Raw genomic sequence first — 20,875 nt, 5'->3', positions numbered from 1 at the left:
GGTCCCTCTTCCGGCTTTGGTGCGACGGCCCGGGGGCCGCTGTGGCTTACGCCTCCGCGCCGGCCTTGCGGCGACGGACCACGAAGATCGCGCCGGCACCGGCGACGACCGCGGCACCGCCGACGAGGCTGATCATCGGCAGAGCGGAGCTGGAGCCGGTCTCGGCGAGGCTGCCGGTGACCTCCGGCGTGTTGCCGCTGGGCTTCTCGTCGGTGACGGGCGCCTTGCCGCCTTCCTGCGGCTTGGTGCCGTCGGTGTCCGTGCCGGCGGAGACGATCTGGAACTTGTACGACACGTCACCGAAGCCGGTGCACTCGGCGTCGTTGTCGCCGTAGATCGTCGCGCCGAGCGAGAAGCCGGCGCCGACCGGGGCGGACTTGCTGACGTTGAGGCGCAGCGGGATGTTGACCTCGTACTCGGGCTTCAGCTCGTCGGTGTAACCGACGTAACCGACCGCGTAGCCGCCCTCGTTGAGGTCGACCCAGATCTTGTCCTGGGGGTCCCAGGCCTGGAGCTGGACCTGCTTGCTGGAGAACAGCTCCTCGCCGTTCTTGTCGGGGGAGGCCCCGGCGAAGAAGTCGAGGTCGTTCAGCGTCGAGTCGGAGTTGTTCAGCACGTTCAGCGAGAACTTGTGCCAGCCGCTGCCCGCGGCGATCTTGCCGGGCAGGCCGGAGATGCTGACGTCGACCTTGGTGTCCTCGCAGATCGAGGGCTCGGGGTCCGGGGACTCCGACTCCTCGGGCTCCGACGTCGAGGGCGACGGGGAGGACTCGGTGGCGGACGCGCTCGGCGAGCTCGACGTCTCGGGAGCGGACTCGCTCACCGACACGCTCGGCGACGGCGACGTCTCGGGCGTCGTCTCGGTCTCCGACGGCGAGGGGGACGTCTCGGGAGCGGATTCGCTCACCGACGCGCTCGGCGTGGGCGTGGTTTCGTCGGTCGCGTACGCGGCCGGTGCCGCGAGCAGTGCCACCGGGGCTATGACCGCCGTGGCGGCCGCTGCTGCCATGGCGCGGCGAAGCTTCATGAAGACCTCGGAAAGTCCGGCGTACCGCGGGCTGCGGTACGAACGTTGGGGGAGGCCTCCGCGTGTGGGGCGCGGGAGTGGCCCTTGGTTCGCAGGTTTGATCCGTGAAACCTGTGAATGGTTGCGCCGACGTTCACAGAATTCTTATGTGGGCTGCGTCACAGCCACGATCTTCTTGTGAAGGCGCTCACCACCCGCTTAGATCTATGGCTCGTGTCTGAAAAGCCGTCCGACGATCAACCGTCGGCCTCGGAACTCCCCGACGACGTCTGGGAACAGTTCACCCGTGACACCGAGCGGGACATCCGTGCCTCGGCCCCGAAGGAGCCCTCCGCGCGGGCGCGCATGGTGACCGAGCGCCTGCGCCGGCAGGAGGAACGGGGCGAGCTGCCTCCCGGCTGGCGCACCGGCCCCGACCCGCTGGCGACGAACCGGCGGGCGGGGCGGCGCCGGAAGCTGTGGGCCGTGCTCGGGGTGCCGGTCGCCGCCGCCGTGGCACTGGTCGCTCTGAAGCCCTCGCTGCTGCCCGGCGACCCCTTCGGCCCGGACGGGCCGGGGGACGCCGCCGCCTCCCCGCTGCCCGCCGAGACGGCGGAACCGACAGCGCCGCCCGGCGGGTCGACGCCGCGGACCCCCACCCTGGACGAACCCTTCGCCGGCTCCCCGGCCCTGCGCTGGGCCGACGGCGCGGCCGGAATCGTCCCGCCCGAGGCGAAGGCCGTCGGCCCGGCCTCCAAGGACCGCGTCGCCCAGGCGCTGGAGCTGACGAAGCGGCTGCTGGTGGGCGCCAACCTCGACCCGAGGACGCTGCGCGGCGCCCGCCCCGAGGCCGCGCTCGCGGTACTGGACCCGCGGCAGCCGAAGCTGCTCGACGACCTGAACACCGCCCTGCGCTCCCCGAGCGAGCGCAACGACCCCCTGACGATGTTCAGCCGGTTCGACCCCGACGAGACACGGCCGGTCGGCGACGTGGTCAAGACGCGCGGCCGCATGACGTTCGAGCAGGGCTCGCACGCGGGGGTCGTGGTGCACGCCGACTACACCTTCGTCTACCCGGTCACCCGCGCCGACGGGCGCCCCGAGGTCGCCCGCACCATCGTGCGGCGGGTCATCGACGTCGAGCTCCCCGACCCCACCCGCTACCGGGTCACCCCGGGCCGGCTCAGCGTCAAGAAGTACGACGAGGAGATCGGCAACTCCGCCTGCGACGTCCACGACGGCTATCTGCACCCGCGGTTCCCGTCGAGCGACGACCGGGACCGCGAGCCCACCGGGCCGACGATCGACCCCTACGACCGCAGCCGCGGGATCGACGACGGCGGCCCCTGCGGGACGGTGACACGCACCTGACCGGGCGCCGGACGGCCGCCGGGACAGAGGCGAAGGGCCCCGCGGGGTGGAGCCGCGGGGCCCTCCTTCTCGTCAGCACCGACGTCAGGGCAGCGCCGGTGCCTGGGAAGCGGCGCCGGGGGGTTGCGCCGCTGGTCCGTACCTCTGGCAATGGGGCAATACGGATGCCTTCGAGGGGACTTGGGGCTGTGTACGCATCGTGCTGGATGGACGCGGCGCCCGCAACCGTTTGACCCAGCCTTGTGCATTTTTGCAAGGTCCGCCGGCCGGCCCCGGGCGTCCCCGGAGCCGACCGTTCTCTTGGGTGACCGGGCTGCTGTCCCCTGCCGTCCGGTCACTTCCCTGGGGCGAGGTCCCACAACGCACGGCACGATCCGTACGTCTCATCGCCCCAGCGAGCCACGCGTGGTTCTCTCGGGCCCGCGCCTGGCTGGCACGGACACCGGGACCAACGAGGCGGCCCGGGGGCGGTCACGCGCCGTACGGGTGAGGAGGATGCGTACGTCTGTCCCGCGAACGCGGATTCCTCGGGCGGGTCAGACCCTGCCGCGGCACAGCTCCAGCAGCGTCATCGCGAACGTCGTGCCCGGCCTGCCCAGGGCCTCCCGGTAGTGGCCCAGGACCTCCATCTCGCGCGAGAGGTTCACGCGCCGGCCGCCGGAGGCGATCCGCGCCTCCTGGATGACGGCGGAGACGGCCGCCCGTTCCTGGATCAGCCCGATGATCCGGTCGTCGAGCGCGTCGATCCGCTCGCGGGCACCGGTGATCACGTCGGCTGCCTCGGCGGTGCGGGCACCGGTCACGTCGGTGGCGGTCATGAGGGGCTCCTTGTCGTCAAGGGGTGCCCCGGTCCGGCAAGGCCCCGACGACGGCAGACGCCCCGGGCCTTGTCGGCCCGGGGCGCCTGGGAAGTCGCTTGTCAGTTGCTCAAGCAGCACGACCATGGCAGCCGGCGGGCCGGATGCCATAGGTAAAGACGAAGGTCGTCTGCGAGTGCATGGGGCCAGTATGCCCCCGGGCGCGGGGGCCTCCAAACGGGTTCGCATGGTGAGACACGGCGTCCGGAACCCGCCCCGCCCGGGGACCGGGACGCCGCCGGTGATCACCTCCGTCCCGCGGGCGGGACACCCCCGGCGAGCACCTCGGTAGAATCGGGTGGCACAAGACCCCCGCCCCACCGCCGGAAGGCACCTCGTGTCATCAGCGTCTCCCGCTGCCAACGCCGCCGACACCGTCCTGGTCGTCGACTTCGGCGCGCAGTACGCCCAGCTCATCGCCCGTCGCGTCCGCGAGGCGCGGGTCTACAGCGAGATCGTGCCGAGCACCATGCCGGTCCAGGAGATCCTCGCCAAGAACCCCGCGGCGATCATCCTGTCCGGCGGTCCCTCGTCGGTCTACGAGGAGGGCGCTCCGCAACTCGACGGCGCGCTCTTCGAGGCCGGCGTCCCCGTCTTCGGCATGTGCTACGGCTTCCAGCTGATGGCGCAGACCCTCGGCGGCACCGTCGACAACACCGGCGCCCGTGAGTACGGCCGCACCGACCTGCACGTCTCCAAGGTCTCCTCCACCCTCTTCGAGGGCACCCCCGCCGAGCAGGCCGTCTGGATGTCCCACGGCGACGCCTGCTCCGCCGCCCCCGAGGGCTTCTCCGTCACGGCCTCCACGGACGTCGTCCCGGTCGCCGCCTTCGAGAACGACGAGAAGAAGCTCTACGGCGTCCAGTACCACCCCGAGGTGATGCACTCCACGCACGGGCAGCAGGTGCTGGAGCACTTCCTCTACCGGGGTGCGGGCCTGAGCCCGTCCTGGACCACGGGCAACGTGATCGAGGAGCAGGTCGAGGCGATCCGCGAGCAGGTCGGCGACAAGCGCGCCATCTGCGGCCTGTCCGGCGGTGTCGACTCCGCGGTCGCCGCGGCCCTCGTGCAGAAGGCCATCGGCTCCCAGCTGACCTGCGTCTACGTCGACCACGGCCTGATGCGCAAGGGCGAGACCGAGCAGGTCGAGAAGGACTTCGTCGCCGCGACCGGTGTGCAGCTGAAGGTCGTCGACGCCGAGGAGCGCTTCCTCAAGGCGCTGGCCGGGGTCTCCGACCCCGAGGAGAAGCGGAAGATCATCGGCCGCGAGTTCATCCGGGTCTTCGAGCAGGCCCAGGCCGAGATCATCGCCGACGAGGGCCCGGCCGTGGAGTTCCTGGTCCAGGGCACCCTCTACCCGGACGTCGTCGAGTCCGGCGGCGGCACCGGCACCGCGAACATCAAGTCCCACCACAACGTGGGCGGCCTGCCCGAGGACCTCGAGTTCAAGCTGATCGAGCCGCTGCGCAAGCTGTTCAAGGACGAGGTCCGCATGGTCGGCCAGGAGCTCGGCCTGCCGGAGGAGATCGTCCAGCGCCAGCCGTTCCCCGGCCCCGGCCTCGGCATCCGCATCGTCGGCGAGGTCACCAAGGAGCGCCTGGACCTGCTGCGCGAGGCCGACGCCATCGCCCGCGAGGAGCTGACGGCGGCCGGCCTCGACCGGGACATCTGGCAGTGCCCGGTGGTCCTGCTCGCGGACGTCCGCAGCGTCGGCGTCCAGGGCGACGGCCGCACCTACGGCCACCCCATCGTGCTGCGCCCCGTCTCCTCCGAGGACGCCATGACGGCCGACTGGTCGCGCCTGCCGTACGACGTCCTCGCGAAGATCTCCACCCGCATCACCAACGAGGTGCGCGACGTCAACCGCGTCGTCCTCGACGTGACCTCGAAGCCGCCGGGCACCATCGAGTGGGAGTGACTCCCCGGCCCTAGGTGCGCTTGATCGTGCGCAGGGGCGCGCCGGGCGTCCAGACCTGGACGACGAGGTAGGTGTCGTCCTCGACGTAGGTCCGCACGACCTCCGTCAGCTCGGTGCGGAAGAGGTGGAACGGCTCCGGCGGTTCCACCTCTTCGACGTATCCGGCCTTCGTCGCGACGTCGTCGACCTCGATCGCCCGGCCGCTGATGCGGACGTCGCCGCCGCCCATGCCCGTCCCCTCCCCGGGGTTCGCCTGGAGCGCGAAGCGCGGGTCGCGGCGCAGGTCCCGCGCCTTGAGCGAGTCCGGCATCATGCCCAGCCACAGCTCACCGTTGAGGAACCGCACCTCCAGACCACTGGTGCGGGGCGAGCCGTCCTTGCGGAGGGTGGCGAGGGTGTGGTGGGTGTAGGCGCCGAAGCGCTTCTCGACCGTGCCGGCCAGGTCCGGTTCGGCGGTGGTGAATGCCGCCCAGTTCGCTGTCATACCGAGAGTGTGGCGCCGAATGCGGACATCCTCTGTCGGCTATTCGAGGGGTGGGGGAGCCCGGGGGCATACGGGTGGGTGCAGGGTGCTCACAGGGGCGCTCGATCCATCTTTACGGAACGGTTCTGTTTTCCCGGCCTCACCGGCGGTAACTTCCGCCCCGTACGAAAGCGACGCTGGAGGACCTATGCACGGGCCCACCCCGCCCCTGCCGCTGCCCACGGACCGGCTGCGGTTCGCGATGCCGCCGATGCACGAGTCGGTCGAGGACGAGCGCCGGCACCGCAAGGAACGCCTCGCGGGCGCCCTGAGGATCTTCGGCCGGCTCGGCTACGAGGACGGGGTGTCCGGGCACATCACCGCCCGCGACCCGGAGTACAGCGACTGCTTCTGGGTCAACCCCTTCGGGCTGCCGTTCCGGCACGTCACGGTGAGCGACCTGGTGCTCGCCAACCAGGACGGCCAGGTCGTCGAGGGCCAGTACCACGTCAACCAGGCGGCCTTCACCGTGCACGCCCAGGTCCACGCCGCCCGCCCCGACGTGGTCGCCGTCGCCCACTGCCACTCGGTGCACGGCCGGGCGCTCGCGGCCCTCGGCGAACTGCTGGAGCCGATCACCCAGGAGAGCTGCGCCTTCTACGAGGACCACGCCCTCTACGACACCTACACCGGTGTCGCCGTGGACGCCGAGGAGGGCCGGCGCATCGCGGGCGTGCTCGGCTCCCGCAAGGCGCTCGTACTGCGCAACCACGGGCTGCTGACCGTGGGCGACTCGGTGGACGCGGCGGCCTGGTGGTTCGTGTCCATGGAGCGGTCCTGCCAGGTGCAGCTGACCGCGCAGGCGGCCGGCCGGCCCGTCCGCATCGACCACCGGATGGCCGTGGCCACCCGTGAACAGCTCGGTGGCGACCTCGTGGCGTGGATCAACTACCAGCCGATGTGGCGGGACATCAGCCGCAGCGAGCCCGATCTGCTCAACTAGGGCGGTCCTCGCTCAGAAGCCGCGCAGCACCGCCGCCTTGGTCCTCGCGAACTCCTCGTCCGTCAGGACGCCGTCGCGGTGCAGCTGCCCCAACTCGCGCAGGCGGCGCAGCAGGACGTCGTGGTGGTCGGAGCCGGTCTGCGGCAGCGGACGGCCGGGCCCGGGAGGTGCGTCGAACGCGTCGGCGCCGTCGCCGGCGGTGGCGGGGCGGGTGGACGGGTGCGGCAGCCGGGCGGTGACCGCCGTCGCGACCAGCGCCGTCAGCAGGTCCCGACGGGTGCTGCCCCACAGGTCCAGGGCGTACGGGTCCTTCTCCGGCGGCAGCTTCGAGAACACGGTCTCGCCGGTCACGAACCGCAGGAAGCCGTCCTCGTGGCTGGTGTTCGGCAGCCACTCCACGCGCACGAGCTCACCCAGGCCGATGATCCGCGGGCCGGTGGCCCGTTTGACCCGTTCGGAGGTGTCGGACCAGTCGATCCGCACCTGGCTCCCGTCGAAGGAGACCGTGCCGTCCGAGGAGCGCACCGACACCGGGACCGGCGGGCCGGGCAGCAGATAGGCCCGCGCCGGTTCCTTCGGTATCCGGTCCAGCAGCAGCGCGCGGCGGATCTCCTCGGCGAGGTACTCGGCGACACCCGTCCGGTCGGCGTCCACCGTCAGCCGGTACGGATCGGCCGCGTCCGGCAGCCGCCCGCCGGTCGCCTGGAGCAGCGGGTCGGCACCCTCACGCAGCCGCAACCGGAGCCGTCCGCGCTTGCGTTCGGGCTCCAGGACGACACCCGCGACGGCCTCCAGGGGAACGGCGATCTCGCCGTACGTCTGCCGGAACAACGGCACGGAGCGGTGCAGACCGGGCGTGATCCGCACCGTGCTGCCGTCGAAGGCCCAGGTCCCGTCCCGCTGGCTGATCTCCGCCATGGGGGAATTCTCGCAGCCGGGTCAACACGGCACGCCGAACTTCACCCGTGTTGACCGGACGGGGCGGACGTGGACCGGGTGGTATAGGGCACAATTCGTCGTCGTCGCACGGGAGTTGCACAGCGGTGTTTCCGGGGTCCGGAAGACCGGCGGTGGTTGGGTCGCGGGAAGGCGGGCGTCGGGCGTGGCGGTGCGCGAGACGGGGCAGGGCGGCGGGGACGCGGGCGGGTACGCGAGTGGATACGCGGGCTCGTACACGGGCGCGGCCGCAGGGGTACGGGACGGTGCGTCCGCGGGCGGGTACCGGGGGGCGTATCCGGGCCGGTACGCCGGTGGCCACGGCGGTGGTGACGAAGGCATGGCCGGGGGCGCCCACGGCGGTGGGTGCGCCTGCGGGGACTGTCCGCACGGGGCCCGGGAGGGACACCGGCGGGCCGTCGCCGCGTTCCTGCGCAGACGCGACGAGTTCGCGGCCGGGCACGGGCTGCCGGCCGCGGTCGCCCACTCGGCCTCGGCCTCGCGCCAATGGGTCTCGGAGGAACTGGCCCAGTCCGCGGAACTCGTCGCCGAGCGGGGCCGGGCCGAGGGACAGGCCTGGCTGGCCGGCCTGTGGCGCCGCACCGCGGGCGCGGTCTGGGCGGGTGTCGTCCTGCTGCTGCTCGGGCAGGCCCTCACCGCGGTGGGCGCGGGCTGGACGTCCGCGCGTACGGCCGGGCTGGCCGCGGCGCTGGTGGTCGCCTGCGCGCTGACCGCGGCGTCCTGGTTCCACCGGGCCAAGGGCGGTGCGCTCGCGCCCCTGATCGGTGAGGACAACCGGCTGTCGACGTCCCGTACGGTCGCCGCGGTGTGGGTGCTCTTCGTGGCCTACGCGGTGCTCGTGCTGGCCGGGCGGCTCGCGGCCGCCTCCCGGCACGCGGAACGGGACGCGCTGATCTCCGGGCTGGAACTCGCCCGGGGCGCCGGTGTCGTGACCGTGCTGGCCGTGGTGTGCGGGATCGCCGTGCTCGTGCGGCGGGTCGTCGGGCTGCGGGTGCTGGGGCAACGGCTGCAGAAGGTGCGCGCCGACCGGCCCCGCGCGGCCGACCTGCTGACCGATGACGCCGGGCGGGGCACGTTCGCGGACATCCAGTACGTCGTGATCGGCGGGGTCGCCCTGGTCTTCGCTGCGGTACGGCTGGCCAGGCGGCCGGACCAGCTGCCGGACCTGCCGTGGGGGCTGGCGGTGGTGGTGCTGGTGTCGGCGGCGACGTACCTGGCCGGGAAGTACGCGGAGGGTGGCCGGCCGGTGATCCTCTCCGTGGTCCGGGCCCGGGAGGCGGGGGACCTGGACGGGCCGATCCGTACGGGCGACGACATCGAGATCCGGGGCGCGGGGTTCGTCCCGCCGGGGGCGCAGGGGGCGGACCGGCTGGCGCGGATGGTCGTGCGCGTGGGAACGGTGCACGTCCATGTGCCGCTGGTGCCGGTGCCCGGAGGGTTCCGGAACCCGACGGACACGCTGCTGACCGTGCCGGTACCGGCGGACGTGGAGCCGGGACGGGTGGAGGTGCAGGTCGTCACCGCCGCCGGGGTGGAGACGAACCGGTATGCGGTGGACGTGACCGAGTAGGGCGTTACCCGGCTCCTCCGGTGCCGCGCAACGCACCGGTCTCCGCCCACGCCCGAGGCGAAAACGCCTCGCGCCGCAGAAAAGGCCGGTGCGCAGGATTGAGCCGGGTCCGTTCGTCGTACGTATGGTCTGTTGAGGGGGTCTCGGCACCGGCGGGCGAGAGGCGGCTACGCAGCGATGACTCACAGCATGAGAACGGACACGCACACCCCCTACCCCGACGGCAGGGGCGACTGGCGGGACACCGCCGTCCGCTACGCCCTGCTGCCCCTGCGCATCTTCCTCGGCGTCACCTTCATCTACGCCGGCCTGGACAAACTCACCGACAGCGCCTTCATGAAGGAGGCCGGTTCCGGGTCGATCGGCGACATGATGCGCGCCGTCCGGGACTCGTCCGCCATCCCGGCCCTGGTCGACCTCTCCCTGAAGAACCCCGTCGGCTTCGGCTACGCCATCGCCCTCGGCGAACTGGCCGTCGGCATCGGCACCCTGCTCGGTCTCCTCGCCCGTCTGGCCGCGCTCGGCGGCGCGCTCATCTCCCTCAGCCTGTGGCTCACCGTGAGCTGGGCCTCCGACCCGTACTACTACGGCAACGACCTCGCCTACCTCATGGCCTGGATCCCGCTCGTCCTGGCGGGCGCCCCCCTGCTGTCCCTGGACGCCGCCTTGCGGGCCCGGCGACAGCGGCGGAGGGACGACTACCGGTAGCACCGCACCGGGAAGGACCGGTGGCGCCGGGGAGCCTCCGCCGTCCTTCCGTCACGCCGTCCTTCCGTCCTTCCGTCACGCCGTCATCCCGTCACGTCGTCGTGTCCGGGCCGGGGCCGTCGGTGGTGGTGGTGGTGGGGATCGAGCGGCGCCGTCGGCGTACCCGGCCCGTCACGAGCGCCACCGCGCCCGCCAGGCACAGGCCGCCCGTGACGAGGGGAATCGCCACGAACCACGGGGTCTCCCAGGCGCCGTCGGCGTCGCCGGCGTAGAGGACGCCGACCAGGAGGAGGACGGCGCCGGCGACCAGCTTCCCGGGCTGGAGCTCATGACGCAGCACGGGTCACCTCCGCCTGTCCCAGGCCGACGTGCAGGTCCAGGTCGACCGTGCCGGACTTCTTGACGCCCTGTGCGGGGGAGAGGGTCGTCTCCTGGTGCCGGCCCGGTTTCACGTCCACGTCCTTCGTGTCGTCGCCCGGCAGCTGAAGATCGCCCACACCCACGTCGACGCTCAGCCGCACGGTCACGTCCTCGGGCACGAGCACCCGCACCCGGCCCACGCCGACGTCGGCCCGGGTGGTCACGGTCTGGCCCGCGGTCAGGTCCAGCCGGGTCAGGTCCAGCGTGCCGACGCCGGTGCCGAGGTCGTACCGCTCCCGTACGTCGGCGGCCGTGGCGGGCTGCCAGGTCGTGCGGTTCCACTGCGTGCCGATGTCCTCGGGCACGGCCGCCGAGGCGGTGAGCAGGCCGGCCGTGATGATGGCCAGGAGGATCGAGCCCGCCCCGGTCCGGCCGAGGAAGGCGCTGACCGCGATGCCCAGCCCGAACACGGCGAGGGCGCAGGCCAGGCCGGTCTGCAGGCTGGCGCCGAGCGGATGCGTGTCCCAGGTCCGGCTCGTGCCGAGGGCGCCCGCCAGCAGCGCCAGGAGGAAGACCCAGCCGCCGATCCAGCGGTGGTCGCGAGGCTTGGGCGGCCGGGCGTGCGGGGCGGGTATGTCCGCACGGGCGCGCGGACGGGTGCCGAGGCCGATGTTGACGGCCGCCGCCACGTCGAGGTCGCGGGTGTCGCGCGGGCCCCAGAGGTAGCCCGTGCCCCCGATGTGTGTGCCGTCCTTGACGATGGGGTCGCGCCACCACGAGGGGGAGGTGGCCAGGACCGGCGGGGCCTGCGGCTCCGGCGGGGCGTCGGCGGCCGCCTGGGCGGCCAGCGGGTCGGGGCTGGGGGCGCCGCGCTGCCGGGACCAGTACCCGGCGCCCGCGAGGAGGAGGGAGAGGACGACGGCGAAGGTCAGCACCCCGCCGTTCCTCAGCATCGTCAGGAACACCCCGCAGCCGACCAGCGCGAACAGCACGGCCGCCAGGGCCTGGCCGTCGACGCGGCCGGTGAGCAGCTTGCGCACCTCGTTCTCGTCCTCGTCGTCGTACGGGACGAAGAGCCAGGCGAAGCCGTAGAAGATCAGGCCGATGCCGCCCGTCGCGGAGAGCACCGCGAGGGTGATGCGGAAGATGACCGGGTCCATGTCGCACTGCCGCCCGAGCCCGGCGCAGACGCCCGCCAGCATCTTGTGGGGGCGATCGCGGCGGAACGCGTGGGGCGGCCCGGGCGGGTCGGCCTCCGCGGCCGGGCCGGACGGACCGGACGGGCCGGGGGCGCCTCCCCGTCCGTCCGCGCCCGCCTGCGGCCCGGCGCCCGGCGTGGGACGCGGGCCGGAGCCGGGTCCCGGACCCGCCGCGGCGTGCTCGTGATCGGTCATGGGTCCATGGTGACGGGCGCGGCGCCGCGGCGGCAGTCGGAACGACCCTGGCCGGACCCTGATATCGGCCCTGAGGGACGGCCCGGGAAGCGTTCGACGGGCCGGTGTCCGAGATCAGGGGAGTCTCCGGGACCGACCCTGATGCCCGGGCACCGCGCACGTGTGACCATCAATGGCATGTCGGAAGCCGCAGCAGCGCCAGTCGCCGAGCCGCGGCCGCCGCGCAAGCTCTACCGCAGCAGCGACGGACGCTGGCTGGGAGGCGTGGCGCGGGGGCTCGCCGGGCACCTCGGGCTGCCCGTGATCTGGGTACGGCTCGTCTTCATCGGCCTGTTCATGGCCGACGGCCTCGGCGCGCTGCTGTACGCCGCGTTCTGGTTCTTCGTACCGCTCGGCGTCGGCGGGGTCGACGCGCAGAAGCCGCCCTCGCTGGTCACCACGGAGACCTCGCCCGACGGCCGGCGCAAGCTCGTCACGCGCCGGCCCGACAAGGGCCAGATCGTGGCCCTGCTGCTCATGGTCGTCGTGGCCATGGTCTTCGTCGGCAATGTGAACCTGGGCGGCGGGGCCCGGGCGTACCTCTGGCCGATGGTCCTCGTCGGCGCGGGCGTCGCCCTGGTCTGGCGGCAGGCGGACAACGCCCGCCGGGCCCGCTGGGCCGAGGTCGGCCGCCGCCGGCGCACGGTCACGCTGCTGCGCTCGGTGGGCGGCGTGCTGCTCGTGACGGCCGGTGTCTCCGGCATCTTCGTCCTCCAGGGCTCCGCCGCCCACCTCGGCTCCGTCCTCCAGGCGGCCCTCGCGGTCCTCGTGGGGATAACGCTGCTGGCGGGCCCGTATCTCGTCCGCATGACCCAGGACCTCTCCGAGGAGCGGCTGATGCGCATCCGCGCCCAGGAGCGCGCGGAGGTCGCCGCCCACGTGCACGACTCGGTGCTGCACACGCTCACCCTGATCCAGCGCAACGCGGAGAACGCGGGCGAGGTGCGCCGCCTCGCCCGCGCCCAGGAGCGGGACCTGCGCACCTGGTTGTACAAGCCCGAGGGCACGGGCAAGGACGAGGCCGACGAGCCCACGACCCTCGCCGACGCGGTCCGGCGCAACGCGGCCGAGGTGGAGGACAAGCACGGCGTCCCCCTCGAGGTCGTGGTGGTGGGGGACTGCCCGCTCGACGAGAGGATCGCCGCACAGATGCAGGCCGCGCGCGAAGCGATGGTGAACGCCGCCAAGTACGGTGGCGAAGGAGGAGCCGTACAGGTCTACGCCGAGGTCGAGGGAAAGACGGTCTTCGTGTCCGTCCGGGACCGCGGACCCGGCTTCGACCTCGACTCGATACCCGCCGACCGGATGGGTGTCAGAGAATCGATCATCGGCCGCATGGAGCGCAACGGCGGTACGGCGCGGCTGCGCGCGGTGCCGGACGGCGGCACGGAGGTCGAGCTGGAGATGGAGAGGGCGGAGAAGACGTCATGAGCGACCCGACCGAGGCGAACGGTACGGCGGCAGCGGCGGAGGCGGCCGGGCCCGCGGAGTCGGGCGGGCGTCGCGTGCGCGTGGTCCTCGTCGACGACCACCGCATGTTCCGTACGGGAGTCCAGGCCGAGATCGGGCAGACCGAGCAGACCGGCGTCGAGGTCGTCGGCGAGGCGGCCGATGTCGACCAGGCGGTCACGGTCATCACCGCGACCCGGCCCGAGGTGGTCCTCCTGGACGTGCACCTGCCGGGCGGCGGCGGGGTGGAAGTGCTGCGCCGCTGCGCCCCGTTGATGGGGGACGTCGAGCAGCCGGTGCGCTTCCTGGCGCTGTCCGTCTCGGACGCGGCGGAGGACGTGATCGGCGTGATCCGCGGCGGGGCCCGCGGGTACGTCACCAAGACGATCACCGGCACGGACCTGGTGGACTCCATCTTCCGCGTCCAGGAGGGCGACGCGGTCTTCTCGCCGCGGCTGGCCGGGTTCGTCCTGGATGCCTTCGCCTCCACGGACGCACCACCGGTCGACGAGGACCTGGACCGCCTCACCCAGCGCGAGCGCGAGGTGCTGCGGCTCATCGCCCGGGGGTACGCGTACAAGGAGATCGCCAAGCAGCTGTTCATCTCCGTGAAGACGGTCGAGTCGCATGTCTCGGCGGTGCTGCGCAAGCTCCAGCTCTCCAACCGGCACGAGCTGACGCGCTGGGCGACGGCCCGCCGCCTGGTCTGACACCGGCCCCGGCTCAGACCACCCGGGTGGCGCCCGCGAAGGGCATCTCGTCGAGCGGGGCGACCCGTACGGGTGCCGACGGGTTCGGGGCGTGGATCATGCGGCCGTTGCCCACGTAGATGCCGACGTGGCTGATGCCGGCGTAGAAGAACACCAGGTCGCCGGGGAGGAGTTCGGAGCGGGAGACGCGGCGGCCGGCGTCGATCTGGGAGTAGGTCGTGCGGGGCAGCGAGACACCGGCGGAGCGGTACGCGGCCTGGACGAGGCCCGAGCAGTCGAAGGCGTTCGGGCCGGTCGCGCCCCAGACGTACGGGCTGCCCAGCTTCTGGTAGGCGTAGGAGACGGCCGCGGCCGCGCGGGAGTTGGGCGCCTGGGAGGCGGCGGGCCCGGGCGCCGCCAGCGGGTCCCGCGCCCCGGAGGCGCGGGAGGCGCGCGGGGACTCGCCGAGCCGGGTGCGCTCCTCGGCGGTGAGCCGGGTCAGCAGCTGCCGTGCCGAGCCCAGCTTGCCGGTGATGGTCTTCTTGTGCCGCTTCAGCTCCGACTGCCGTGACTTCAGCGAGGTCAGCTCGATGTGGGCGGCGCCGCGCAGCTGCTCGATCTCCCGGAGCTGCTGGCGGACGCCAGCGACGGCGGATCTCTGCCGGTTGCCGGCCCGCTCGACGAACTCGGCGTTCTGCAGGTAGCGGTCGGGGTCGTCGGAGAGGGCGAGTTGCAGCGCGGGATCCAGGCCGCCGCCGCGGTACTGCGCGGACGCGACCGCGCCGAGGGCCTCGCGGGCCGTGTTGAGCCGTTCCTTCTTGCGGGCCGCCTGCTCCTGGAGGCCCTTCAGCCGCTGCCCGGCCGCCTCGGCCTTCTCCTTCGCACCGTTGTACTTCTCGGTGGCGACCTCCGCCTCCTGGTACAGCTTGTCCACCTTGGCCCTGACCTGGCCGGGCGTGAGCTGGGGTTCGGCGTGTCCGGTCCCGTCGAGGCCCGTCGCCGTCGCCGCGCCCGCGAGGGCGATCGTTGCGGCCGTGCGGGCCTTGCCGCCACCTGTCGAGCGCTGTCGGGGCTTGCGGTGCGCTGCCACTGGGAGGACACGTCCTTTCCTCGGCCGCCGGTGGGTGCGTACGGCCGTCGGGGGAGCGGACAGCGGCCTGCGCGCGTCCGGCGACGGCCCGCACAGGGGGAGCGGACCGCCGCCGGACCTTCTCGGCGGTGGTGTCCGACTGCCGCCCCTGGCCCGGGCGGCGGTGGGGAGCCGGTCACCTGGTGGAGGACGCTAAACCGCGGCGTGCGGCGCCGGGGGCGGGTGCGCGGAAGTGTTGCGAGAGGACCGGCGGTGACCGTATGCGACCGTGAAGTCTCCCCGGCGCCGTTCACTCAACTCAGCGTGATGACCGATGTGTCCATTTCCTGGGCGAGTGACGGTGATCGGATGCTATGGGAACCGCATATATGCAGCGGAAGGCCGGTGTCCGAGCGTCGCGGGGCACCTGATTAGGCTCCGGCCCCATGGACGTACTCATCCACCTCTTCGTCGGTCTCCACATCGTCGGCATCGCCGCGCTCCTGGGCGGATTCCTCACCCAGATGAAGGCGATGGGCCAGGGCGCCGCCCGCTACACCCCCGCAATGCTGCACGGCGCCCTGACGATGCTGGTCACCGGCGTGATCCTGGTCGGCCTCAACCAGGCCGACGACCAGTCCGTGAACAACATCAAGATCGGGGTGAAGCTCGCCCTGCTGATCGTGATCCTCGGCCTGGTCTACGTGAAACGGGACGACGAGAAGGTGGACAAGGGCCTGTTCGGCCTGGTCGGGCTGCTGACCACGGCGAACGTCTTCATCGCCGTCCTCTGGACCTGACGGATCCGGCCCCGGCGGGCCGGGACCCGGCCCGGGCGGCGGAGACCGCCCAGGCGGTGCACCCGAGCCACAGGGCCACCGCGCCCCACAGCAGCACCTCCCCGGCCACATCGAGCCAGGAGGCGTCCAGGGCGGCGGCGACGGCCAGCGCCGCGGCCGCCGTCACGGCCGCGCCGAACACACCGGCCCAGCGGCGGACGTCGTAGCCGTGCCGCGGCCACATGAGCGCGGCGGTGAGCAGAGCGACCCAGCACACCAGGGTGAGGACGAGCAGGGCGACCGTGACCCTGGTGAGGACGGCGTGGTCGTCGTCGTTCCACAGGTACAGGCGGTCGCTGTCGGCGCTGAGGAGCCGGGCCCCGGCCAGTGCCGAGACGGCGAGCGCGCCGCCCACGAGCCAGTGGTCCCCGCGCCCGTCGGTGACCTCGCGCGGGGCGAAGCGGAACAGGGCGAAGCAGTAGAGGACCAGCCCCAGCCAGAACGACACCAGGGCGGTGTGGGCGAGCCAGGCCGCCGACTCGGCCGCGGCGAGCGTGGCGGCGAGCACGGCGAGGCCCTGAGTGGCCACGCAGCGCAGGAACACCGTTCCGTCGCGGCCCGGGTCCCCCGCGGCGAGCAGCAGCGTCCAGCACACCGCCGAGAGCGCCAGCAGAGCCGCCGCGGACCGCTCCCAGCCGGCCGCGGCGAAGCCGGCGCCGATCAGGGCGGTCGCCGCCGTGAGGGTGTGGGCGGCCGGCGCCTGTGCCCGCCATGCCGCCCGTGGCAGCCGCAGCAGGGCGTACCCCACGGCCCCCAGCCAGGCGGCGCAGGCCGCTACGAGCGCGAGGCGGGAGAGGACCTCGTACCCGGCCGAGTCGAGACCGGCCGACAGGGTGCCGGTGGTCAGCGCATAGGTCGCCCACAAGGTGGCAAAGAGGGAGGGGCCGGACATAGCGCCGATGCTAGAGAGCGGCGGACGGGTTGGGAGAGGGGCACGCGCGCGTACCCCTCAAAAACGTCCCGGACCCCTCAGGCCGGCCGCACCACGCTGTGGATCGCCGACTCGCCGTCGTAGTAGACCGACTCCTCGCGCACGTAGGTGCCCGGCTTCGGGGCGTGGATCATCATGCCGTTGCCGATGTAGATGCCGACGTGGGTGATGTCGTCGTAGAAGAACACCAGGTCACCGGGCTGGGCGTCGGCCAGGGAGACCGTGGTGCCGGCGTCGACCTGGTCGTAGGTCGTGCGCGGCAGGGCCACCCCGGCGGCCTTCCACGCGGCCTGGGTGAGACCGGAGCAGTCGTAGGAGCCGGGGCCGACGGCGCCCCACACGTACGGCTTGCCGATCTGGGCGCGGGCGAAGGCGAGCGCCTTGTCGGCCTTGGTGGCGTACGAGGAGTCGGCCGGGGCCGTGGAGGTGGAGCCGGAGGCGGTGCCCGGTGACGGGGTGCCGCTCTCCTGCCGCTGGGCGGCCTCCTGCCGGGCCTTCTCCTGGGCGGCCTGTTCGCGCGCCAGCTCGGCCGCCTTGCGCGCGGCCTCCTCCCGCTTCTCCTTCTCGATCGCGGCGAGCCGTGCCTTCTCCTCGGCGGTCAGCCGCGACAGCAGGTCGCGGGCGTCGGCGAGCTTCCTCTGGACGGTGGCCTTGGCCGTCTTCAGGTCGCTCTGCGACTCGGTGAGCGTCCGCAGGCTCTCGGTGGCCTCCTGGCGCTTCTTCATCGTCGCGGACTGCTGCGTGACGTAGTCGTCGACGGCGACCTTCTGACGGCCGGTCATCCGGTCCATCAGCTGGGACTGGTCGAAGTAGTCCTGCGGGGTCTCTGCGAGCAGGAACGTGGCGGTGTCGGGTGCCGCGGTGCCGGTGCGGTACTGGGCGGCGGCGAAGGAACCCAGCTTCTCGCGCGCCTCGTTGAGCTTCTCGGTGCGCTGGGCGACGTCGTCGAGGAGGGTGTCGACGCGCTTGCGCTGCTTCGCGGTCTTCTCCTTGACCGCGTTGTACTTGTCGGTCGCCGACTCGGCCTGGCGGTACAGGTCGTCGACCTTCTTCTCGACTTCCTCCAGGCTGGGTTTGCCGTCGGCCTCGGGGGCGGCGTTGGCCGACTGGGACAGCAGGGCCACGGAGGTGAGGGCCGCCGTCGCGAGGGCGGGGGTCCGTATGCCTGCCACGCGCGTGCCCGTAGGACGCGACTTGCGGTGCGACGCCAAGGGAGGCGACTCCTTCCAAAGATCCGCCTACCGGGTTAGCTGTCGGGTTCGGGCGGGTGGTTCGGAAGGGTTGCCCTACGGCCTTCCCGGGACGGGAGTCGGGCCGATTCACCCCAAGGTCTCGGTGGGTCCCCGGCTCCGGCTGCCGCTGCGGCACACCGGACTCGGCGGAGGCCGCGCGGCCCGGCGACGTTCGCCGGTGAGGTCATGCGGCCCGGTCGCACCGTAGCCAACCGGTGTGGCTCGTGTGAAGGTTGATGGGTGATATGCCCGATACATTTTCGTGACCTTACGGCGGAGCGTCGCGCAACGTGAGCGGGCGGGGGCTTCTGGTGATGAGTTGTCCGGGATTGTGTGGGGCATCGCGCGGTGTGATCGCGCCATTTCGCAGGGCGACAGGAGGTGGTCCGTCCGTCACGGAAGGCCGGTGATCCGGCGATGTTCTCGGGGCGGCGGCGGGTTGTCAGTGGGGCGCCCTAGACTCGGAGAGCGATGAGCAGCCTCTTTGACGACCACTTCCTGGCGAACCTCCAGGCCCAGCGGGGCCCCGCGGACGAGCCCCCGCCGCCGCCCGAGGACGATCACGTTCCGGAGCCGATCCCGGACGATCTGTTCGGCGGGAAGTTCGACGTGCCGCCGGACCGGGACACCCACTACCGCGACGGCGCCCCCCGACCGGTGATCGACTCCGCCGCGCTGCTGGACGGGCTGAACGACAACCAGCGCGCCGCGGTCGTCCACTCCGGCTCCCCGCTGCTCATCGTGGCCGGCGCCGGCTCCGGCAAGACCCGCGTGCTCACGCACCGCATCGCGCACCTGCTCGCCGAGCGGGACGTCCACCCCGGCCAGATCCTCGCGATCACCTTCACCAACAAGGCCGCCGGTGAGATGAAGGAGCGCGTCGAGCAGCTCGTCGGACCGCGCGCGAACGCCATGTGGGTCATGACGTTCCACAGCGCCTGCGTGCGCATCCTCCGCCGCGAGAGCAAGAGGCTCGGCTTCACGTCCTCCTTCTCGATCTACGACGCCGCCGACTCCAAGCGCCTGATGGCCCTGGTCTGCCGCGACCTGGACCTCGACCCCAAGCGGTTCCCGCCTAAGTCCTTCAGCGCCAAGATCAGCAACCTGAAGAACGAGCTGATCGACGAGGAGGACTTCGCCGCCCAGGCCACCGACGGTTTCGAGAAGACCCTCGCCCAGGCCTACGCGCTCTACCAGTCGCGGCTGCGCGAGGCGAACGCCCTCGACTTCGACGACCTGATCATGACGACGGTCAACCTGCTGCGCGCCTTCCCGGACGTCGCCGAGCACTACCGCCGCCGCTTCCGGCACGTCCTGGTCGACGAGTACCAGGACACCAACCACGCGCAGTACGCGCTGGTCCGCGAGCTGGTCGGCACCTCCGAGCACCCCGTCGACGTGCCGCCCGAGGCCGAGATCCCGCCCGCCGAGCTGTGCGTGGTCGGCGACGCCGACCAGTCGATCTACGCCTTCCGCGGCGCGACGATCCGCAACATCCTCCAGTTCGAGGAGGACTACCCGGACGCGACGACGATCCTGCTGGAGCAGAACTACCGCTCCACGCAGACCATCCTCAGCGCCGCCAACGCGGTCATCGAGCGCAACGAGTCCCGCCGCCCCAAGAACCTGTGGACCAACGCCGGCTCCGGCGCGCTGATCACCGGGTACGTCGCCGACACCGAGCACGACGAGGCGCAGTTCGTCGCCGACGAGATAGACCGCCTCACGGACGCCGGCGAGGCCAAGGCGGGCGACGTCGCCGTCTTCTACCGCACCAACGCCCAGTCCCGCGTCTTCGAAGAGGTCTTCATCCGCGTCGGACTGCCCTACAAGGTCGTCGGCGGCGTCCGCTTCTACGAGCGCAAGGAGGTCCGGGACGTCCTGGCGTACCTGCGCGTCCTGGCCAACCCGGAGGACTCGGTGCCGCTGCGCCGGATCCTCAACGTGCCCAAGCGGGGCATCGGCGATCGCGCCGAGGCGATGATCGACGCGCTCGCCCAGCGCGAGAAGATCAGCTTCCCGCAGGCGCTCAAGCGGGTCGACGAGGCCTACGGCATGGCCGCGCGCTCCACCAACGCGGTCAAGCGGTTCAACACGCTGATGGAGGACCTCCGCACGATCGTCGAGTCCGGCGCCGGACCGGCCACGGTGCTGGAGGCGGTGCTGGAGCGCACCGGCTACCTCGCCGAGCTGCAGGCCTCCACCGACCCGCAGGACGAGACCCGGATCGAGAACCTCCAGGAGCTCGCCGCCGTCGCCATGGAGTTCGAACAGGAGCGCGGCGAGGACGAGCAGGGCACGCTCGCCGACTTCCTCGAACAGGTCGCGCTGGTCGCCGACTCCGACCAGATCCCCGACGAGGAGGACGGCGACGGCGTCATCACGCTCATGACGCTGCACACCGCCAAGGGCCTGGAGTTCCCGGTCGTCTTCCTCACCGGCATGGAGGACGGCGTCTTCCCGCACATGCGCGCCCTCGGCCAGACCAAGGAGCTGGAGGAGGAGCGGCGCCTGGCGTACGTCGGCATCACCCGCGCGCGGGAGCGGCTGTACCTGACCCGCTCCACCCTGCGCAGCGCCTGGGGCCAGCCCTCGTACAACCCGCCCTCCCGGTTCCTGGAGGAGATCCCGCCGGCTCACGTGGAGTGGAAGCGCACGGGAGCGACCGCGCCCGCGTCCTCCGGTCCCGTCTCCGCCGTGGCGGCCTCCCTGTCGTCGTCCCGCTCGCGTTCGTCCGCCTCGGGCGCGTCCGGCTTCGCCACCCGCCGCACGTCCGAGAAGCCGGTGGTGTCGCTGGCGGTCGGAGACCGTGTCACGCACGACCAGTTCGGTCTCGGCACGGTCGTCTCGGTGAAGGGCACGGGCGCGAACGCCGAGGCGACGATCGACTTCGGCGACACGAAGCCGAAGCGGCTGCTGCTGCGGTACGCGCCGGTGGAGAAGCTGTAGTCCGGAGGCCGTCCGTCCGCGGACGGCCTCCGCCGAACCGCCCTTGCCGGACGATACGTTGGATCACTGCG

Annotated in this window: 18 protein-coding genes and 1 riboswitch; of the genes, 9 read left to right on the top strand and 9 right to left on the bottom strand. The window is 72.3% G+C overall.

Annotated features, from left to right (window positions below; genetic code table 11):
* Positions 1 to 46: 46 nt before the first annotated feature.
* Complete coding sequence (locus ACIGAQ_RS18555) at positions 47 to 1,027, bottom strand: LAETG motif-containing sortase-dependent surface protein (RefSeq protein ID WP_362277125.1); 981 nt, start codon at positions 1,025 to 1,027, stop codon at positions 47 to 49.
* Positions 1,028 to 1,240: 213 nt separating this feature from the next.
* Here ACIGAQ_RS18555 and ACIGAQ_RS18550 point away from each other — a divergent pair, with 213 nt between their 5' ends.
* Complete coding sequence (locus ACIGAQ_RS18550; protein ID WP_399784017.1) at positions 1,241 to 2,377, top strand: hypothetical protein; 1,137 nt, start codon at positions 1,241 to 1,243, stop codon at positions 2,375 to 2,377.
* Between the two features lie 536 nt (positions 2,378 to 2,913).
* Here ACIGAQ_RS18550 and ACIGAQ_RS18545 read toward each other — a convergent pair.
* A complete protein-coding gene (locus tag ACIGAQ_RS18545; protein ID WP_362277131.1) occupies positions 2,914 to 3,195 on the bottom strand; it encodes a chorismate mutase in 282 nt (93 codons plus the stop codon).
* A 376-nt stretch (positions 3,196 to 3,571) separates the two neighbouring features.
* On the opposite strand from ACIGAQ_RS18545, the gene guaA reads away from it, so the two are divergent.
* Entirely contained in the window at positions 3,572 to 5,152 is a 1,581-nt protein-coding gene (gene guaA / locus ACIGAQ_RS18540) for a glutamine-hydrolyzing GMP synthase (protein WP_311680249.1), read from the top strand.
* A 10-nt stretch (positions 5,153 to 5,162) separates the two neighbouring features.
* On the opposite strand, the gene ACIGAQ_RS18535 is transcribed toward guaA, so the two are convergent.
* Positions 5,163 to 5,636 carry a pyridoxamine 5'-phosphate oxidase family protein gene (locus ACIGAQ_RS18535; protein WP_311680246.1) on the bottom strand — a complete coding sequence of 158 codons (474 nt, stop codon included), beginning with the start codon at positions 5,634 to 5,636 and terminating at the stop codon, positions 5,163 to 5,165.
* Between the two features lie 187 nt (positions 5,637 to 5,823).
* Between ACIGAQ_RS18535 and ACIGAQ_RS18530 the strand changes: the two genes are divergently transcribed.
* Positions 5,824 to 6,618, top strand: a complete 795-nt coding sequence (locus ACIGAQ_RS18530; RefSeq protein WP_309094889.1) for a class II aldolase/adducin family protein — start codon at positions 5,824 to 5,826, stop codon at positions 6,616 to 6,618.
* Between the two features lie 12 nt (positions 6,619 to 6,630).
* On the opposite strand, the gene ACIGAQ_RS18525 is transcribed toward ACIGAQ_RS18530, so the two are convergent.
* A complete protein-coding gene (locus ACIGAQ_RS18525) occupies positions 6,631 to 7,536 on the bottom strand; it encodes a DUF4429 domain-containing protein (RefSeq protein ID WP_399784012.1) in 906 nt (301 codons plus the stop codon).
* Positions 7,537 to 7,894: 358 nt separating this feature from the next.
* Here ACIGAQ_RS18525 and ACIGAQ_RS18520 point away from each other — a divergent pair, with 358 nt between their 5' ends.
* Complete coding sequence (locus ACIGAQ_RS18520) at positions 7,895 to 9,145, top strand: hypothetical protein (protein WP_311680503.1); 1,251 nt, start codon at positions 7,895 to 7,897, stop codon at positions 9,143 to 9,145.
* A gap of 177 nt (positions 9,146 to 9,322) precedes the next feature.
* Positions 9,323 to 9,853, top strand: a complete 531-nt coding sequence (locus ACIGAQ_RS18515; protein WP_399784009.1) for a DoxX family membrane protein — start codon at positions 9,323 to 9,325, stop codon at positions 9,851 to 9,853.
* A gap of 91 nt (positions 9,854 to 9,944) precedes the next feature.
* Here ACIGAQ_RS18515 and ACIGAQ_RS18510 read toward each other — a convergent pair whose 3' ends face one another.
* On the bottom strand, positions 9,945 to 10,193 hold the full coding sequence (locus ACIGAQ_RS18510) for a hypothetical protein (RefSeq protein WP_399784006.1): 249 nt from the start codon (positions 10,191 to 10,193) through the stop codon (positions 9,945 to 9,947).
* Complete coding sequence (locus ACIGAQ_RS18505; RefSeq protein ID WP_399784003.1) at positions 10,180 to 11,607, bottom strand: PspC domain-containing protein; 1,428 nt, start codon at positions 11,605 to 11,607, stop codon at positions 10,180 to 10,182. The genes ACIGAQ_RS18510 and ACIGAQ_RS18505 overlap by 14 nt, the downstream gene beginning before the upstream one ends.
* A 177-nt stretch (positions 11,608 to 11,784) precedes the next feature.
* Between ACIGAQ_RS18505 and ACIGAQ_RS18500 the strand changes: the two genes are divergently transcribed.
* Complete coding sequence (locus ACIGAQ_RS18500) at positions 11,785 to 13,077, top strand: PspC domain-containing protein (protein ID WP_311680234.1); 1,293 nt, start codon at positions 11,785 to 11,787, stop codon at positions 13,075 to 13,077.
* On the top strand, positions 13,074 to 13,805 hold the full coding sequence (locus ACIGAQ_RS18495; protein ID WP_311680231.1) for a response regulator transcription factor: 732 nt from the start codon (positions 13,074 to 13,076) through the stop codon (positions 13,803 to 13,805). The genes ACIGAQ_RS18500 and ACIGAQ_RS18495 overlap by 4 nt, the downstream gene beginning before the upstream one ends.
* A 13-nt stretch (positions 13,806 to 13,818) precedes the next feature.
* On the opposite strand, the gene ACIGAQ_RS18490 is transcribed toward ACIGAQ_RS18495, so the two are convergent.
* Entirely contained in the window at positions 13,819 to 14,874 is a 1,056-nt protein-coding gene (locus ACIGAQ_RS18490) for an NlpC/P60 family protein (protein ID WP_399783999.1), read from the bottom strand.
* A gap of 425 nt (positions 14,875 to 15,299) precedes the next feature.
* On the opposite strand from ACIGAQ_RS18490, the gene ACIGAQ_RS18485 reads away from it, so the two are divergent.
* Complete coding sequence (locus tag ACIGAQ_RS18485) at positions 15,300 to 15,653, top strand: hypothetical protein (RefSeq protein WP_311680227.1); 354 nt, start codon at positions 15,300 to 15,302, stop codon at positions 15,651 to 15,653.
* On the opposite strand, the gene ACIGAQ_RS18480 is transcribed toward ACIGAQ_RS18485, so the two are convergent.
* Both ACIGAQ_RS18480 and ACIGAQ_RS18475 read right to left on the bottom strand, forming a co-directional pair.
* The gene (locus tag ACIGAQ_RS18480; protein WP_399783996.1) at positions 15,631 to 16,584 is read right to left on the bottom strand and encodes a hypothetical protein; all 954 of its coding nucleotides are present in this window, start codon (positions 16,582 to 16,584) and stop codon (positions 15,631 to 15,633) included. The two genes, ACIGAQ_RS18485 and ACIGAQ_RS18480, sit on opposite strands and share 23 nt — an antisense overlap.
* Positions 16,585 to 16,661: 77 nt before the next feature.
* The gene (locus ACIGAQ_RS18475; RefSeq protein ID WP_399783994.1) at positions 16,662 to 17,834 is read right to left on the bottom strand and encodes an NlpC/P60 family protein; all 1,173 of its coding nucleotides are present in this window, start codon (positions 17,832 to 17,834) and stop codon (positions 16,662 to 16,664) included.
* A 7-nt stretch (positions 17,835 to 17,841) separates the two neighbouring features.
* Positions 17,842 to 18,014, bottom strand: a riboswitch (cyclic di-AMP (ydaO/yuaA leader).
* A gap of 312 nt (positions 18,015 to 18,326) precedes the next feature.
* Between ACIGAQ_RS18475 and pcrA the strand changes: the two genes are divergently transcribed.
* On the top strand, positions 18,327 to 20,804 hold the full coding sequence (gene pcrA, locus ACIGAQ_RS18470; RefSeq protein ID WP_399783991.1) for a DNA helicase PcrA: 2,478 nt from the start codon (positions 18,327 to 18,329) through the stop codon (positions 20,802 to 20,804).
* Positions 20,805 to 20,875 lie beyond the last annotated feature (71 nt).

The organism is Streptomyces sp. NPDC085932 (assembly GCF_044540525.1).
Lineage (GTDB): Bacteria > Actinomycetota > Actinomycetes > Streptomycetales > Streptomycetaceae > Streptomyces > Streptomyces levis.
This window is presented reverse-complemented; position numbering and strand designations above follow the sequence as displayed.